15 protein-coding genes are annotated in these 15,341 nt (G+C 34.2%); 8 read left to right on the top strand and 7 right to left on the bottom strand.

Annotated elements, in window-relative coordinates; translation table 11 throughout:
• Window positions 1-4 precede the first annotated feature (4 nt).
• The 7 genes from HOY35_RS05385 (at window position 5) to HOY35_RS05355 (ending at window position 5,289) form a co-directional block, all read left to right on the top strand.
• Window positions 5-346, top strand: a complete 342-nt coding sequence (locus tag HOY35_RS05385; protein WP_172211076.1) for an RNA-binding S4 domain-containing protein — start codon at window positions 5-7, stop codon at window positions 344-346.
• 2 nt (window positions 347-348) lie between these two features.
• On the top strand, window positions 349-1,443 hold the full coding sequence (gene recF / locus HOY35_RS05380) for a DNA replication/repair protein RecF (RefSeq protein WP_172211074.1): 1,095 nt from the start codon (window positions 349-351) through the stop codon (window positions 1,441-1,443).
• A gap of 123 nt (window positions 1,444-1,566) precedes the next feature.
• The gene (locus HOY35_RS05375) at window positions 1,567-2,355 is read left to right on the top strand and encodes an alpha/beta hydrolase family protein (protein ID WP_172211072.1); all 789 of its coding nucleotides are present in this window, start codon (window positions 1,567-1,569) and stop codon (window positions 2,353-2,355) included.
• Window positions 2,356-2,524: 169 nt separating this feature from the next.
• Window positions 2,525-3,196 carry a ribose-5-phosphate isomerase RpiA gene (rpiA, locus tag HOY35_RS05370; RefSeq protein ID WP_172211070.1) on the top strand — a complete coding sequence of 224 codons (672 nt, stop codon included), beginning with the start codon at window positions 2,525-2,527 and terminating at the stop codon, window positions 3,194-3,196.
• Window positions 3,197-3,199: 3 nt separating this feature from the next.
• Window positions 3,200-3,958 (top strand): formate/nitrite transporter family protein, encoded by a 759-nt coding sequence (locus HOY35_RS05365; protein WP_172211068.1) that lies wholly within the window; start codon window positions 3,200-3,202, stop codon window positions 3,956-3,958.
• A 63-nt stretch (window positions 3,959-4,021) separates the two neighbouring features.
• A complete protein-coding gene (locus tag HOY35_RS05360; RefSeq protein ID WP_172211066.1) occupies window positions 4,022-4,516 on the top strand; it encodes a recombinase family protein in 495 nt (164 codons plus the stop codon).
• Window positions 4,517-4,593: 77 nt separating this feature from the next.
• Window positions 4,594-5,289, top strand: a complete 696-nt coding sequence (locus tag HOY35_RS05355) for a phosphoglycerate mutase (protein WP_172211064.1) — start codon at window positions 4,594-4,596, stop codon at window positions 5,287-5,289.
• Between the two features lie 532 nt (window positions 5,290-5,821).
• Here the strand turns inward: HOY35_RS05355 and HOY35_RS05350 are convergent.
• Complete coding sequence (locus tag HOY35_RS05350; protein WP_172211062.1) at window positions 5,822-7,879, bottom strand: leucine-rich repeat domain-containing protein; 2,058 nt, start codon at window positions 7,877-7,879, stop codon at window positions 5,822-5,824.
• Window positions 7,880-7,977: 98 nt separating this feature from the next.
• Window positions 7,978-8,427, bottom strand: coding sequence for a hypothetical protein (locus HOY35_RS05345; protein ID WP_172211060.1), 450 nt, complete (start codon window positions 8,425-8,427; stop codon window positions 7,978-7,980).
• A 538-nt stretch (window positions 8,428-8,965) separates the two neighbouring features.
• Here HOY35_RS05345 and HOY35_RS05340 point away from each other — a divergent pair.
• Window positions 8,966-11,005 carry an FctA domain-containing protein gene (locus HOY35_RS05340; protein WP_172211058.1) on the top strand — a complete coding sequence of 680 codons (2,040 nt, stop codon included), beginning with the start codon at window positions 8,966-8,968 and terminating at the stop codon, window positions 11,003-11,005.
• 238 nt (window positions 11,006-11,243) lie between these two features.
• Here HOY35_RS05340 and HOY35_RS13610 read toward each other — a convergent pair whose 3' ends face one another.
• The 5 genes from HOY35_RS13610 to HOY35_RS05315 all read right to left on the bottom strand — a co-directional run.
• A complete protein-coding gene (locus HOY35_RS13610) occupies window positions 11,244-11,465 on the bottom strand; it encodes an LPXTG cell wall anchor domain-containing protein (protein ID WP_172211056.1) in 222 nt (73 codons plus the stop codon).
• A 35-nt stretch (window positions 11,466-11,500) separates the two neighbouring features.
• Window positions 11,501-12,133, bottom strand: a complete 633-nt coding sequence (locus tag HOY35_RS05330) for a hypothetical protein (protein WP_172211054.1) — start codon at window positions 12,131-12,133, stop codon at window positions 11,501-11,503.
• Window positions 12,134-12,152: 19 nt separating this feature from the next.
• On the bottom strand, window positions 12,153-12,599 hold the full coding sequence (locus HOY35_RS05325; protein WP_249641481.1) for a hypothetical protein: 447 nt from the start codon (window positions 12,597-12,599) through the stop codon (window positions 12,153-12,155).
• A gap of 118 nt (window positions 12,600-12,717) precedes the next feature.
• Window positions 12,718-14,730, bottom strand: a complete 2,013-nt coding sequence (locus HOY35_RS05320; protein ID WP_172211052.1) for a hypothetical protein — start codon at window positions 14,728-14,730, stop codon at window positions 12,718-12,720.
• 365 nt (window positions 14,731-15,095) lie between these two features.
• On the bottom strand, window positions 15,096-15,341 hold a 246-nt coding region (locus HOY35_RS05315), incomplete at its 5' end, for an IS3 family transposase (protein ID WP_172285821.1).

Below are 15,341 nucleotides of genomic sequence, written 5' to 3'. Positions count from 1 at the left end.
AAATATGAATTATATTATTTTTGATGAATTTATTAAACTTGGCGACCTGCTCAAAGATTTAAACATTATTTCAAGCGGGGGACAGGCAAAATACTATTTACCGGAAAATCCAGTCATTGTAGATGGGGAGCCCGAAATCAGACGGGGGCGTAAAATTTACCCAGATATGCTTTTGCTGATTGAAGGCAATACCATCAATACAATCAAGGCAAATTCTAGTCAAAGGGCTGAAAGAAAAGCGGACTCAGAAGAAAAGAAGCGGATTCAAGCTCTAGTGAAGCAAATGAACCAAAAGAATATTGTCAGCAAGAAGCAAAAAAATAAGCCTAAATTCCCAGGACAATAATTATGAAACTACTCAATATTTTTCTGAAAAATTTCAGAAATTACCAAGAATTAAAGCTGGAATTTAACCCTAATCTTAATATTTTTATCGGTGAAAACGCACAGGGCAAGACAAATTTATTAGAAAGCATTTATTTTTTAGCATTAACACGTAGCCCAAGAACAACAAGTGAAAAAGAACTAATTCGCTGGCAGGAAGCCAGTACATTTGTTAGCGGTCTCCTGTCACGTGATATCGGTAAAATGGATTTAGAAATTCAGCTGTCCTCAAAGGGACGAAAAACCAAAATTAATCATTTAGAGCAAAAAAAACTCTCTGACTATATCGGTAAAATGAACGTCGTTTTATTTTCACCCGAGGATTTAGAATTGGTTAAGGGCAGTCCTGCCAAAAGAAGACGCTTTATTGATATTGAGCTTGGACAAATCAATCCAATTTATCTTTACGATTTGAGCCAATATAATCGTATTCTAAAACAGCGTAATAGCTATCTCAAAAGCGAAAAAATAGATGACATTTATCTCAGTGTTCTAGACGAACAGCTCGTAGCCTTCGGTAGCAAGGTCATTGAAGCCAGAGGTCGATTCATCTTAGAGCTTGAGAAAAATGCGCAGACACTACATCAAGAAATTAGTCACGGTCGAGAAGAGCTAAAATTAGAATACCAGACACAGCTACCACTTAACAGTGACATTCAGTCAATATATCTTGAAAAATTAAAGCATGATCGGCAGCGTGAAAGCTTTCAAAAAACCACCTTGACTGGTCCCCATCGTGACGAATTAATTTTCATTGTAAATGACAATCCGGTTTCCATCTATGGCTCACAAGGGCAACAGAGAACAACAGCACTAAGTGTCAAGCTTGCTGAGATTGAATTAATGAAACAAGAAGTTGGTGAATACCCAATCCTGCTTTTGGATGACGTGATGAGTGAATTGGATAACCAGAGACAAATTGATTTGCTGGAATCCGTTTTAGGAAAAACGCAAACCTTTGTATCAACCACCACCTTAGACCATCTTCAAATTCTCCCAGAGGCGCTAACAATCTATCAAGTCGACAATGGCAAGCTTTCAATAACAAAACCAGAATAAATCAATTAGGGTAATCACGTGAAAGAGTTTTTCTATTAGTCTTTCTAATAAATTGTAGTAAAATAAAGATTGGATAATCAATTAATAAAGTAATTATAGTTGAACAGAAAGTAGGAATTAATAGTGGCAATCTTTCAAATTGAATATCGTTCAGACTTATTAGATATGGATCGCAATATGAATGTGATTTTACCAGATTTAAGCGAATTAGCGCCTGGTGAAACGCTTGATGACATTCCAGTGCTTTACTTACTTCATGGTATGGCTGGTAATCACAATACTTGGCTCAAGCGAACAGGTATTGCTCGATTGGTTCGTCATACAAAACTAGCAATCGTGATGCCCTCTACTGACTTAGCATGGTATAGCAATACGCAATATGGTATGCCCTATTTTAGCGCCTTAACAGAAGAATTGCCTCGAATTATTCAACAATTTTTCCCACAAATTTCAAGCAAGCGAGAAAAAAGCTTTGTCGCAGGGCTATCTATGGGGGGCTATGGCGCCTTTAAATTTGCCTTCCTGACTGAACGTTTCAGCTATGCAGCAAGCTTATCTGGCTGCTTATCCTTTACAGGTATGAAGCCAACCGATCTTGGCCAGGAAGCTTATTGGAATGGTATTTTTGGAAATCTTGACTTATTTGAAACCAGTGAAAATAATTTAATGATTGCTGCTGAAAAACAGGTAAAGCAACATCAAAAGCAGCCCAAGCTCTACGCTTGGTGCGGTCATCAGGACTTCCTCTATCAAGCCAATCTTTATGCTGTAGAAAAGCTTAATGCGCTTAATTACGACTTAACTTTTGAATCTGCTGATGGCAAGCATGAATGGTATTATTGGGATAAGCAAATTGATCGTGTTCTTGAATGGCTACCAATTGATTATGTTAAAGAAGAACGTCTAAGCTAAATTAATCACCTCTATTTACGCTTAAGTCAAAGAAGACTGATTCTTTTAGTCTTCTTTGGCCTTTTTTTAATCATTTTAAATAAATAATGTCAATTCTCTTTTTTTGTATACAATTTTAGATATGATTTATGATAAAATAAAATAAGGTGAAAAAACAGAGGAGGAAATTATGAATTTAAAAGAAATGGTAGGCATTGAAGCGGCAAAGTATGTCAAAAATGGGATGATTGTTGGACTTGGAACTGGCTCAACTGCCGCCTATATGACTAAAGAAATCGGAAGACGTGTCAATGAGGAGGGACTGGAAATTATTGGGGTCACAACTTCAAATGATACCGCTAAATTAGCCGCGACACTCAATATTCCCTTGAAATCAATTGATGAAGTCACACACGTTGATATTACAATTGATGGTGCTGATGAAATCGCCGAAGATTTTTCAGGCACAAAGGGTGGTGGGGCAGCGTTACTCTTTGAAAAGATTGTTGCAACCTACTCTAAAGAAATCATCTGGATTGTCGACCAATCCAAAATGGTAAAAAAGCTAGGCGCCTTCCCTTTGCCAATCGAAGTCATTCCTTATGGCAGCCAGCAATTATTCAATTATTTTGAAAAACAGGGCTATCAGCCAACCTTCCGAAAAGATAATAACAATTTTTTATTGAAAACGGATTCAAATAATTATATCATTGATTTACATTTAGAAAAAATAGAAAATCCAAAATCATTTGCCAATCAGCTTGATCATTTAGTCGGTGTCGTTGAACATGGACTATTTATTAATATGGTTTCTCGAGTTATCGTGGGCTATGAGGATGGACCAAAAACATTAGAGGTGTAAAAAGTGAGAACTCCGGAAGAAACGCTAGCCTTTACAATTGAAATGGCTGAAAAAAAAATCCATAAGCCCCTTGAAAGTAAATTAATCCTTTCGTTTATCGGCGGGGCAATGATTTCTCTTGGCTATCTCGCCTATATTAGAGTGGCCGCAAGTATGATTGAAGATTGGGGCAGTGTTGCTTCCTTTTTAGGTGCTTGTGTCTTTCCAATTGGTCTAATCGTAATTCTATTAGCTGGAGGAGAATTAATCACTGGTAATATGATGGTTGTGTTTGCAGGATTACTAGATAAAAAAGTATCTTGGTCAGAGCTAATCAAAAATTGGCTTGTCATTACCCTTGGCAACCTCATTGGTGCCTTATTTGTAGCCTTTTTCTTTGGTAAGGTTACAGGACTACTAACAAGTGGCGATTTTCTAGCAGAAGCAATCAGCTTAGCGCATGCTAAGGTCAATGCCACGCCTACTCAGGCTTTCTTTTCTGGTATTGGCTGTAACTGGTTTGTTGGACTGGCATTATGGCTATGCTACGCTGCCAAGGATACCACAGGCAAAATTTTAGCGATTTGGTTTCCTGTCATGACCTTCGTCGCAATCGGTTTCCAGCATAGCGTAGCTAATGCCTTCCTAATTCCATTTGGCATGATGATGGGTGAGGTAACCTTGACCCAATTTCTCGGTAACTTTATCTTTGTTTACCTTGGAAATATTGTCGGTGGCGCCATTTTTGTTGCATTATTTTATTATAAATCATTTAAGCATTAAACAGTTGAAATAGAAAAACGAGCGTAAACTTAAGGTTACCTCTAAAATAAGGAGGCGGATTTTATGGCTGTAATCGGCTTTATTCATCAATCAGATGAACGTGTTCAATTATCAGATTACGCTTGCCAACAATATTTCCAAAGTAATGATTTTACATTATTTATCAAAAAATTAAAAACAAAGGATACCGTCATTATTCCCGAATTAGCTACGATTCAAAAATCAACGCGCCAATTGGGTAAAATTGTGCCTAAATTAATTGAAAAACAAATTCGTTTAATTGCCGTCAAAGAAAACATTGATACAGAAGTTGATAAGCATTTTTACTCACATATTCTTGCATTAGCTGAGTTAGATCGGGCAATCACCAAGAATCGAATTAAAACTGGTATCAACCGTGCCAAAAAGGCCAATCGAATCGGTGGTCGACCAAAAATTGAACCAAGAATAATTGAAAAAATCAACGACTATTATCACAAGCGTCGTTATACAATTCAAATGACTGCCGATAAATTAAATATTTCAGTTGGTACCGTTTACAAGTACTTGAAAAAATAGGATACCCCTAGAAATTTAAAGTAATTCATAGTAAACTGGATGAGGAATGAAAAAAATTTAAAGGAGCGATTTCTTAAATGGCAAAATTAGTCTTTGCACGTCATGGTTTATCTGAATGGAATGAAAAAAACTTATTCACAGGTTGGGCTGATGTTGATTTAGCTGAGCAGGGTGTTGAAGAAGCAATTAAAGCAGGTCAATTAGTTAAGGAAGCTGGCATTGAATTTGATATTGCCTATACTTCAGTTTTAAAACGTGCGATTAAAACAACCAACTACGTTTTAGAATTTTCTGATCAATTGTGGGTCCCAGTTGAAAAATCTTGGCGCTTAAACGAACGTCATTATGGCGGTTTAACAGGTTTAAATAAAGCTGATGCTGCTGCCAAGCACGGTGATGAGCAAGTTCACATCTGGAGACGTTCATATGATACTTTACCACCTTTAATGCCACGTGATGATGAATATTCAGCGCATACTGATCGTCGTTACGCTTTGTTAGATGATTCTGTTGTCCCTGATGCAGAAAACTTAAAAGTAACTTTAGAACGTGCCTTGCCTTTCTGGGAAGATAAAATTGCACCTGCACTTAAAGAAGGTAAAAATGTCTTTGTTGGTGCGCATGGTAACTCAATTCGTGCATTAGTAAAACATATTGAACAATTATCTGATGATGAAATCATGGATGTTGAAATCCCTAATTTCCCACCATTAGTTTATGATTTCGATGATAAATTAAATGTTAAGGATAAATATTATTTACAAGAAAAATAGTATTTAATCTTAGTACGCTTCAAAAGCGCAACTATAATCTCATATCACAAGCCAGCGCCTAAAAACGCTGGTTTTAATATATTAAATTCATTTTGGTTTTATTTCATCAAATTATATAAAATCAGCAGCCTATCTTGAAAAAGAGGCTCTATAATAAATTGGACTAATAAATATTTTGGTCCAATTTTTATTTATCTTGAAATAATAAAAAAAACATACCATCCTAAACTACGGTAAATTGGGTTGTTTATAAGAAACAATTCCGTCTTTACAACAAAACTGCAGCATTCAAAACAGGCATGAGCGATGCAAAAGGAAGGCGGGACAAAAGACGTTCAACAATGTAGAAAATTATCTATTTTCGTCGCTGTCGCATTGTTCCCCATAAATTACGAACAATATGAAAAGGGTTAGGACTTTTGTCCCAACCCCTTTCTAGTTTTTTTGTAAAACCAGTCCAATTCGACATTGAGCCGAAAAAGATAGCTTGCTAATTTTTAATATTAAAGTATCTATTGGGTTCTACCTTGAATTAATAATTATTTTTCGTATTAAATTTTTTCTTTAAAAGTACAGCTACAGCTACGCTAATTAATATCAACAGACCGATAATTTCAGTCAAGCTACCTTGTGATTCATTGGTAGTTGGCAATACCGTTTTACTTTGTGAGCTATTCGTATTTTTCACCAATTGCTTACTGGCATTAGAAGATGAATCCCCTTCTCCTGCTTTATGCTCTAGGATATGCAGCTTAACTGCCTTAGTTTGTCCATCCTCACTTCTTAAAAACACAGTGTAATCTCCCGCAAGATTTAAATTTACGTTATTTAAATCTACAGTTATTGGTAAATTTTCACCTGATTTGCCAGTTGCACTCGCCTTAAAATCAGCTGCTAAAGGAGTATCGCCACCGACATACATAGAGAAATCTTCTCCATTAATGGATTGCTTATTTTCTAATACCGTAACAGATATTGTTTTATTGGCTGTTACTCCATATTGATTGGTTACACTATAGGTAATAGTATATACTCCAGCTTTATTAGTATTAACATTACTGCTTAAAACTTTAATCTGATCGGTTAAATCTGACTGAGCTGAACCATCTAATTGCTGATCATAGGCCGTGACTGTAGATAGTGAATCAAATACATCTCCAGTATAAACTGTTTGATTGCTAGCATTAATAATAGGGGCTTGTGCATCAACCCAATTTATATTAATTTTAGCAGTACCAGTAAACTGACCTTGTGCGCCACGCCAAGAAAATGAAAGCTGGTCTGGCAGCTTTGATTGTGATGCTTCGACGACAAAGCTCTTTACTCTGTCATAATCACTGTTTTCATCAATATTTGTTTCTAATATATCCTCTGTAAGCCGAAGCTTATCAGCACCAGAAATTGAGAATAAAGAAAGTGTTTCTGCATTCGGATCTGGTGTCCCTACATAATAACCAACGGAATTATCATATTTATAATTTAGCGAAGTAACTGGTACCTCAATTTCATATTGTTGCAAAGCTGCTCCAGAGGGCTTAATTTTAGTTACGGTAGTTTCAAAGCTTTGATCTGCCGCTGATGTACTAGAATATAAATAATAACCTTCCATAAATTCAATACTATTAATATGATTTCGATCCACATTATAAACATGCAAATTTGGATATCGATCCTTTAAATTTTTCATCACAGAAATATCTGAAATTTGATTATCATTAACAATTAAACTTTCAAGCTTGGTGAACGATGAATTTGCAAATGCATCTACATCTTTAATCAAATTATAACCAGCATCCAAATAAACTAAATTAGTTAGAGATGAATTAGCAATTGGCGCAATATCTGAAATTTGATTATGTGAAGCAATTATAGTTGAAACGTTAGGTGCATCTAAATCTTGAATAATTGAAATATCATTTAATTGATTATAAGAAATATCAATATATTCTAAGCTTGGAAGGCTGATGCCACGAATGCCATTTAAATTGGTAAACAAATTATCCGATAGACTAATCGTTCTCAAAGAGGTTAAGCTATTACTATTAATAAACGAAAGATCAGATAAATTATCACCATTAGCAATTACACTTTCTAAATTTGAAAGTGTACCAACTTCAGCTAGATTGGCAGTCGCAGATAAATCAGTATTATTTATTGTTAAATTAACTAAATTTTTAGCATACGATAGCCCTTGAAGGTTGGCAATTTCCTGATTTACAATTGTTAAATCAGTTAGCCTTAGCATATCCTCCTGTGTAAAATCACTTTGACCTAATGCTGCCCCAACAATATTTTGTAAATTCTTATCTGGCATCCAGCTGTCAATCGTTTCTACAGAAGCCGCTGAAGCAGTATCATTTAACGGTAAAATTGAGACATTTTCCTGAGTTGTCGTAGCTGGAGTAGCTTCATTTGCAATATTTTCTGTATTCTCCGTCAGTGCTGCTTCAGTAGCGCTTGGTGCTGCTTGGGAAAGTATTGCTTGGTCTGTTTCTTGATTGCTGTCAACTGTTTCTGCAATACTGGCTATTGGACTCAATACTTGAACACCGATCAGCAATGTAGCTAAAATAATATTCCTACTTTTCATTTTTTATTCTCCTATTTTTAAAATTGGTTAAATTATCAGTACTTATGGCATATAACTTTCATTTCAAAAATCTTAACTTATTTTTTATCAAATCTATATTAAATATTGATGTTTTTTGACAGCCACGAATCCCTATAGTAATCAACTTTTATTTTATTTTTGGGAAAGAATTGCTTCATCACTTCTGCTATATCAATCTCATTAGCATCAAAGCCCGCTACTAGAATAAAACTGAATTTCTGCGTCTGATTTTGAACCTCAATAATGAATTCCTTGACGTCATACCAGTAATAATCAATCATCCGCTTATTATTCACTTCAAAATTTTTAATACTTTCATGAAAAATAAGGACATCTTGTATGCGCTCTACACTAATTAATTCTTTGGAAATATTCATCGAACGCTCTAAATAAATATTAATTTTTTTTAAGTCCCAGTGGTCAGGTATAATACATGTTCTGCTATAAGATGAATTATTGATGCCTGTATTGATTGAAAAAAATAGCTCTCTTTGCTTATCAAGAGGAGCATCCAGGTATTTTTTCATATAATTCACATCCTCTAAAATAAGACTAGCTATAACGAACGATAAAAAAAGTTTATAAAATTGAAAATATTTGTACTGCGAATTGCTGATTTAGTAAGTTTTTTATTTTACTAAAGCGGCTTTTTTTTGTCCTCTTTTTATCGTTCGATAAAAAAAGTATCAACACAGTCATAATAACATAATAAACTATATTAATGAATTTTTTTACTTATTATTTTTCAATAATTTATCCTGATATCTGCTATTAAACTCGGGCATTATCATAAAATCTCTATTTACAATAAAATGAAATTCGGATTTTCGTTATTTTGTTTAAAAGTTATACCTACTTTTTCGTGTTTACTAGCTAACAAAAACTTTCTAGAATTTATTAATTTCAAAATGGTCTCTTGAGCATATATAAATCTAAAATATTATTAATACATGAAAAATTGCAATAAGCCTGTCAATGATATATAATTAAATAACTAAATATATTTTAATTTTTATATAAGATTAATATTTCTAGGCTATACCAAACCAAAAAAAGGAGCTGAAAATGAAAAAAGCTTTAAATATTATTTTTTTGATTGTAATGTTATTTTTAGGCATTAAAGCTAATGCTGAAACTAATACTCTCAAATCAAATGTAGAAATTGAAGTGGGACATTTTTCCGAGCTGCAAAGTGCCGTGCAAGGTGCCGCAAATGATGGAACTCAAACCAGAATTATTATTAATTCAGATATCGTTGTTGCTTCTACAATTAATATTAATTCTGGGCAGAATATACTAATAATTTCTAAGGATGATGGAAATTTCAGCTTACTTCATGGCGGAAATTCAAATGAGCCAGTAATAAAAAATAAGCTTGGTGCTAAATTATCGCTTGGCGAAACATCTGAGGATAAAAATTATGTCACAATTAATGGTAATAATAACGGAAGCGGGGCTCTTGTTTGGAATGAGGGGAGCTTCTATTTAAATGCTGGAATTATCTCAGGCTCGACAGGTGTATCAGATTCAACCACAGGAGGCGGCGTATTTAATAGCGGTTATTTTGAAATGAACGGTGGAAGTATCCGTGATAACAAAGCCTATGGACTAAGTGGCTCAAATGGTGGGGGTGGCGTATACACTATTGGTAAATTTGTTATGAACAAGGGTTCAATTGTCAATAATTCAGCTGGTCATCCTGATGAAGCAAGCTTAGGAGTAGGTGGCGGTATCTTCATTAAAGGGGGAGAGGTTACTTTAAATGGTGGAAGCATTGGCAATAATACCGCTGGTAGTGGGGGTGGTATTTATGTTTATGGTGTCAGTAATATCCCAGGTAATTATGCAACTCTCATCATTAACAACGGATTAGTAACAGAAAATGAGGCAACATTGCAAGGTGGCGGTGTTTGGCTATGCCCGACAGGCAATGCAACCAGCAGTGATATGTCCACCATTATTGGCAATCAAGTTAATACGCAGGATGATTATCGCTCTGGTGGAGATGATTACTATATTGCAAAGCACGAGTATCCCAATGCTTTAATTACTTTTCCTGAAAAATCGTTAAATGAGGATATTCTTTCTTACTATCATGATAATCCAAGATATCAACCAACTGATGAAAAAATTTCTTTATCTGATTTGAATTTTAATAATAATGATACATATTTACATGTCGGAACTGATGGTATTAATATAGACGCTTTAAAATCAATTACCAGTTTTCTTATTTTTAATAACCTTGCAAGAGAAGGTGGTGGTATCGCTAGTAATGGGATTGTTAAATTTGGTGAAAATCCAATAGTAACACCAACAAATGTTAAGCTAAATGCTACCAAAATATTAACAGGGCGAGTATTGAACGCCGAAGAGTTTAGCTTTAGCTTAAAAGATGCTAGTGGCAATATCATTCAAACTAAAAATAATGATGCTCAAGGTGCCATTAATTTTGACTCTTTGTTTTATGATAAGGCTGGCACCTATACCTATACAATTGAAGAAGTACAAAAAACGCAAACTGGTATAACCTATGATCCGCATATTATTGATGTGACTGTAATAGTTGAAGATAAAGCTGGAAAGCTAGAAGCAGCTACTGTCTATACTGGCAGCCAAATATTTGAAAACACCTATCAACCAATCTCAGATACAATTACTCTAACCGCACATAAAACATTAACAGGACGGGCATTGAACGCCGGAGAATTTAGCTTTAGCTTAAAAGATGCTGTTGGCAATATCATTCAAACTAAAAATAATGATGCTCAGGGTGCCATTAATTTTGATTCTTTGTCTTATGATAGGGCTGGTACCTATACCTATACAATTGAAGAAGTGCAGGAAGCTCAGACCGATATAACCTATGATACACACATTATTGCTGTAACCGTAACAGTTGAGGATAAAAACGGTCAGCTAGAGGCTCATGCAGCTTACACAGGCAACCAAACATTTAAAAACAGCTACACACCAATATCGAAGAATAACTCTAATTTACCTAACACTGGATTAAAAACATCTAGTTTATTCATTTATATGGGAACGTTAATAGCATTGTTTGGTGTATTGTGCATAATCAAAAATAATCGGTCAAGTTTCTAAAAAGTAAAATTCCCTCGCTGTATAATTTATGCTAAGCAGGAAATAATAAAGTTTTGCATATTCTATTTATTTAGAATTTCACTTTTATAATTAGAGCTTAATATAAAGCGCACATTCCTAAAAAAGAGCTAAGGACTTATGTAGTGACCCCCTAAAAGTTAGATTTTCAGGTCTAACTTTTGGGATTCACATCATTATTCCCAAGCTCTTTTTTGATTCTTAATGAAAGCTACTCTATTTAATTATCTAATTGCCTTAATTTAACAATTAAGGCAAAAACTAGAAAGGCAATCACACCTAAAAGAATTAAATCGTAGTTTGTTGACATATTAGTATTTGGAAGCTGTTCTGTATAAATCTTAGTTACTACAATAGAATGATTATCATTATTCTCACTGGATTCTGATTCCGGTAGCTGTTCAAAATTCAAAATTCCAGTAACTTCAATTTGACTTTCCACTACGAAACCTCCTTAATGATAAAATAATCTATTTTTTACCAATTTGTAGGAACACTAAATGAAAGCATCAAATTATAGGTTCCAATTTTCTGAGTATTGACAGCCGTAAGTGTTCCACCATATGAAAATGATAATTGATTGGCACCTGAAACAGCAGCTCCTGCAGAAGTAAATCTATTATTTACATTTGCTAAATCAGCTAATTTTGTATTTAAAGTACCGACAGCTGCTGCACTTGAAATGACTGAAGTAGAAGCCGTAACACTACTTTCTGTTGCCCCAGTTGCATTTAAACTAACAGATAAATTAGTGCCAGAAATCGCTGTCTCATCTACTGCATTAAATGAAGCGATATCAACAGTTACAGGGCGACCAGATTGATTTTTAACTGTATAAGTCGGTGACTGGATAGTTGTGGCACCAGGAAGACTATAGAAAATTGTTTTACTAGGTACAACAACATTGACCCACTGTGTACTCCCCTCAGGAATTCCACCATCTTCTTTAGTATTGTCAGCACCTAAAGTTCCAGTAACTGGAATACTAGTACTACCTGTACCATCAACTGTTTTAGTACCATCACCATTATCAACCTCTGTTGCTGAGCTTGTAGCTGATAAACCAAGAATTCCCGCAAATAAAATCATACTTAATAACAATTTTTTCATAATTTTCTCCTCATCTTTTTTATTCAACCACTAGGGTTAGCTTTGCTTGGACCGAACCCTGTTTTTTCTTCGTATCAGGATTATATATATTAAACGTTGCTGTCGCTTCATAAGTTCCAGCATCGATTTTTTTATTTAACGTTGCCTTTGTAATTTCTTCTCCTGGCTGAATTGCGCCTGAGTCATATACTTCAAGATTACTGCCATCAATTCTGATAATTACATTAACCGGTTGTGAATTATTGGGAGGATTTTGAATAGCCAAATTTCCACTCATAGTCTCTTTATCAAAGGTTGCTGTAGATACTATTCGCATATTAAATTGACTATCATCTATCGCAGCCTGAGCATAATTTTTGAGTTCATCCTCAGTCATTTTTGAAGCATCTTTTGCATCGGGTAAAAAATCCCCCGAAACAATTGTTGTATTCATCATATCATTTTTAAAATAATGATTATAAATCAAATAACCACCTGCAATTAAAAGTAAAAATATTAAAAATAAAAGTAATCGCTTTTTCCTTTTATGATCATCAGTGGCTTGGTTTTCTTTTTTAGAATCTATCGTTTTAATCAGCTCCTCTCTATGTATCTGTAATATTAAAAATCAAGCTATAATCAACATTTTTTATTTTATTAAAGGGACCTGAATATTCGCCCCCTAAAGAAATATGAGCTACATTATTTGATTGCCAATAAGGCTGTAATATCAATTGATCCGAATTATTCAGAGCGCCTGGTAATAAATTCCAGCTAAATGCTTTATCAGTCATCTCCACATTAAAATCTAATTTTAATTTATTAGCATCGCCCTGTGATAATTGTTTAACTAATTCAATACTACTGTCAGAATTTGAATTTTCTATTAAGTAAGCTATGGTAATATTGGTTGGCGTGTTACTACAGCTTTGAATTATATAATCACTAGAATCGCTGATTACAGAACTTGTTGGGGCCTTGAAGGCTAATTGTTTCGTAAAAATAGTTGCAAAATATTGCGGAACAATAACTGTAGTTTCATACCAATTAGTGGATATATTACTGCTATTATTCGTTGCAGTAACTTGACCATAAACATAATACTTACCTGCTAATATATTATTGAATGTAGTTGTTCTATTATCAATCACTGAATCAAGATTGGAATTTCCAGTATAACGAATCCCGTCAACTGATTCCGTCCCCAATTGATAAGCCGACTGAATTTCTGTTTGCAATTTTAATTGAACACTTGAAATTAAATAATTCGCCTGATAATTCCACGCTAAATTACTAGGGGCTACAAAATCAACTAAACTTGCAACAATATCACTCTTTTGATTGTCAACCTCGGCACTGGCAGTAATACCAGAGATAGAGATCAACGGTAAGTATGTAAGAGAGGTCTTGCCAGAATACTGGGCTGATGTTAAGGTCGCAGTATTACCGGAAGAAATAGAAGAAACTAAAGGGTCAACATCTTTACCACCTGTAGTTTCTGAAATAATCTGATAAATACCAGTACCTGAATTTGTAAAATTTAGAGCTCCCGCTGCTATGGCTGGATTAGAAGTCGCAGATCCAAAGCTAACTTGATTTGGATCTGAGGCAGTAATATTTAAGCTTCCAGCATTTAGAGCGGTGTTATTAGTATTAAAATTAACTAAGGCGTTCTGACCAGCATATAAAGGAACTACTTTATTTTGATACATCAACTGATTACCTGATTGATAACCATTAATTTTGGTATAATTAAACGATGCGTTGTCACCAACATCCAGCGATAACGAACCGTCACTATAAAATAAAGCTGTTTTTCCCGAAGAGATTGCAAGCTGCGCATTATTTTCAATTTTAATTTTAGCATCAGACTTGGTCCAAAAAACACCTAATGATTCACTACTATTTTGATAAATATCAGTTTGACTGCCTTCCTTAAAATTAATTGTCGAAAAACCCTCAGAAAATTCCTGATTATAATTCCCAGACTGATTAACTTTAAAATAATTCGTACCACTAAAATTTAAAAAATTGTTGCCGGACGACGAATAAAATGGCTGACCACCATAATTGATTTCATAGTTTATATTCTCAACATTTAAAGTAACATTTGTAGAATTTACCTGCACTATCCCCCAATAGCTATTACCTTGATATGACTGACTTCCAAAATTAATGTTCTTGAGAGTAATATTTACTCCTGCAGACGAAGTATACAGCTGTGGTGTCGTATAAGCAGTACCACTATAGTTTAATGTGCTGGCATTTTGCTTACTTGGTGGTTGAGAAGCATCTTTTATACCATCTATTACAACATTTTTATTAATCTGTGTGTAAACATTAGAATATGTTAAATCCTTGACAATATTGATATGTAAGGCATTAGAACCACTTGGGATACTTTTTTGAAGCGTTGTAACCAATAAATCATAATTATCAACGATATATGGGTTTGCTTCTGAACCATCCTCAACGGCGAGAGATTGACCAACCAAATCATTGCTTTCAGAAGCTTCACTTTGTAACGTGCTTCCATCATCAGCAGACACGTTTACAGCAAAAATTTTAATCGGCAAAAACATAAGAATAATTAAAATTAAAATTTTGAGTCTGAACATTTAGCCTCCAATTCTAAGAAAACTTGTTCTTTTAAATATCTTTTTAACATAATTAATCAAAAGATAATAAACGTTCTTTCATTATCTATACAACTAAAATAACAATTTTTCTTTTATTTATCAATAAGATGATAAATAAAATCAAAAAGTAGAATGCCGCAACAATATATATTAACACCCTGACTATAAAAAAATTTATAATAGCATGGTCATAGCACTATTTTTTCTATAGCCCTAAAATCATTGTCGAGCCAATCAATATTCACAGCACAGTATTATTTCAATTCGGCAATGCAATATAAAAAAGAGGTGTCAGAATATTATGGAAGTGCAACTACTTTTTGATACAAAATAAAAAGAGCGACTCAATTTAATCTTGCTGATCGGTATTCGACGGGCGAAAGATACCCTAATTTGGATAAAATTCTATTATGATTCCAAAAATAGATGTATTTTTCTACAATATCGATTACTCTAGTATTAGAGCCTATCGGCTCTTTTGAGATGTAGAACGTTTCTGACTTTAGTGAGGCATGAAACGACTCTATTGGAGCGTTATCTGAAGGTGTACCCTTACGGGACATACTTTGGATAACGTTTTTCTGTTTTAC

This window comes from Enterococcus sp. MMGLQ5-1 (assembly GCF_013155265.1).
In the GTDB taxonomy this organism is placed as follows: domain Bacteria; phylum Bacillota; class Bacilli; order Lactobacillales; family Streptococcaceae; genus MMGLQ5-1.
The sequence above is the reverse complement of the archived record's forward strand: the minus strand, read 5'-3'. Positions and strand labels throughout refer to the sequence as shown.

Excerpts from the sequence above, each read along its gene's own strand:
- HOY35_RS05360 (WP_172211066.1), top strand. The coding sequence starts at position 4,022 with ATGGCTGTAATCGGCTTTATTCATCAATCAGATGAACGTGTTCAATTA.
- HOY35_RS05350 (WP_172211062.1), bottom strand. The coding sequence starts at position 7,879 with ATGAAAAGTAGGAATATTATTTTAGCTACATTGCTGATCGGTGTTCAA.
- HOY35_RS05385 (WP_172211076.1), top strand. The coding sequence starts at position 5 with ATGAATTATATTATTTTTGATGAATTTATTAAACTTGGCGACCTGCTC.
- recF (WP_172211074.1), top strand. The coding sequence starts at position 349 with ATGAAACTACTCAATATTTTTCTGAAAAATTTCAGAAATTACCAAGAA.
- HOY35_RS05330 (WP_172211054.1), bottom strand. The coding sequence starts at position 12,133 with ATGAAAAAATTGTTATTAAGTATGATTTTATTTGCGGGAATTCTTGGT.
- HOY35_RS05345 (WP_172211060.1), bottom strand. The coding sequence starts at position 8,427 with ATGAAAAAATACCTGGATGCTCCTCTTGATAAGCAAAGAGAGCTATTT.
- rpiA (WP_172211070.1), top strand. The coding sequence starts at position 2,525 with ATGAATTTAAAAGAAATGGTAGGCATTGAAGCGGCAAAGTATGTCAAA.
- HOY35_RS05320 (WP_172211052.1), bottom strand. The coding sequence starts at position 14,730 with ATGTTCAGACTCAAAATTTTAATTTTAATTATTCTTATGTTTTTGCCG.
- HOY35_RS05340 (WP_172211058.1), top strand. The coding sequence starts at position 8,966 with ATGAAAAAAGCTTTAAATATTATTTTTTTGATTGTAATGTTATTTTTA.
- HOY35_RS05355 (WP_172211064.1), top strand. The coding sequence starts at position 4,594 with ATGGCAAAATTAGTCTTTGCACGTCATGGTTTATCTGAATGGAATGAA.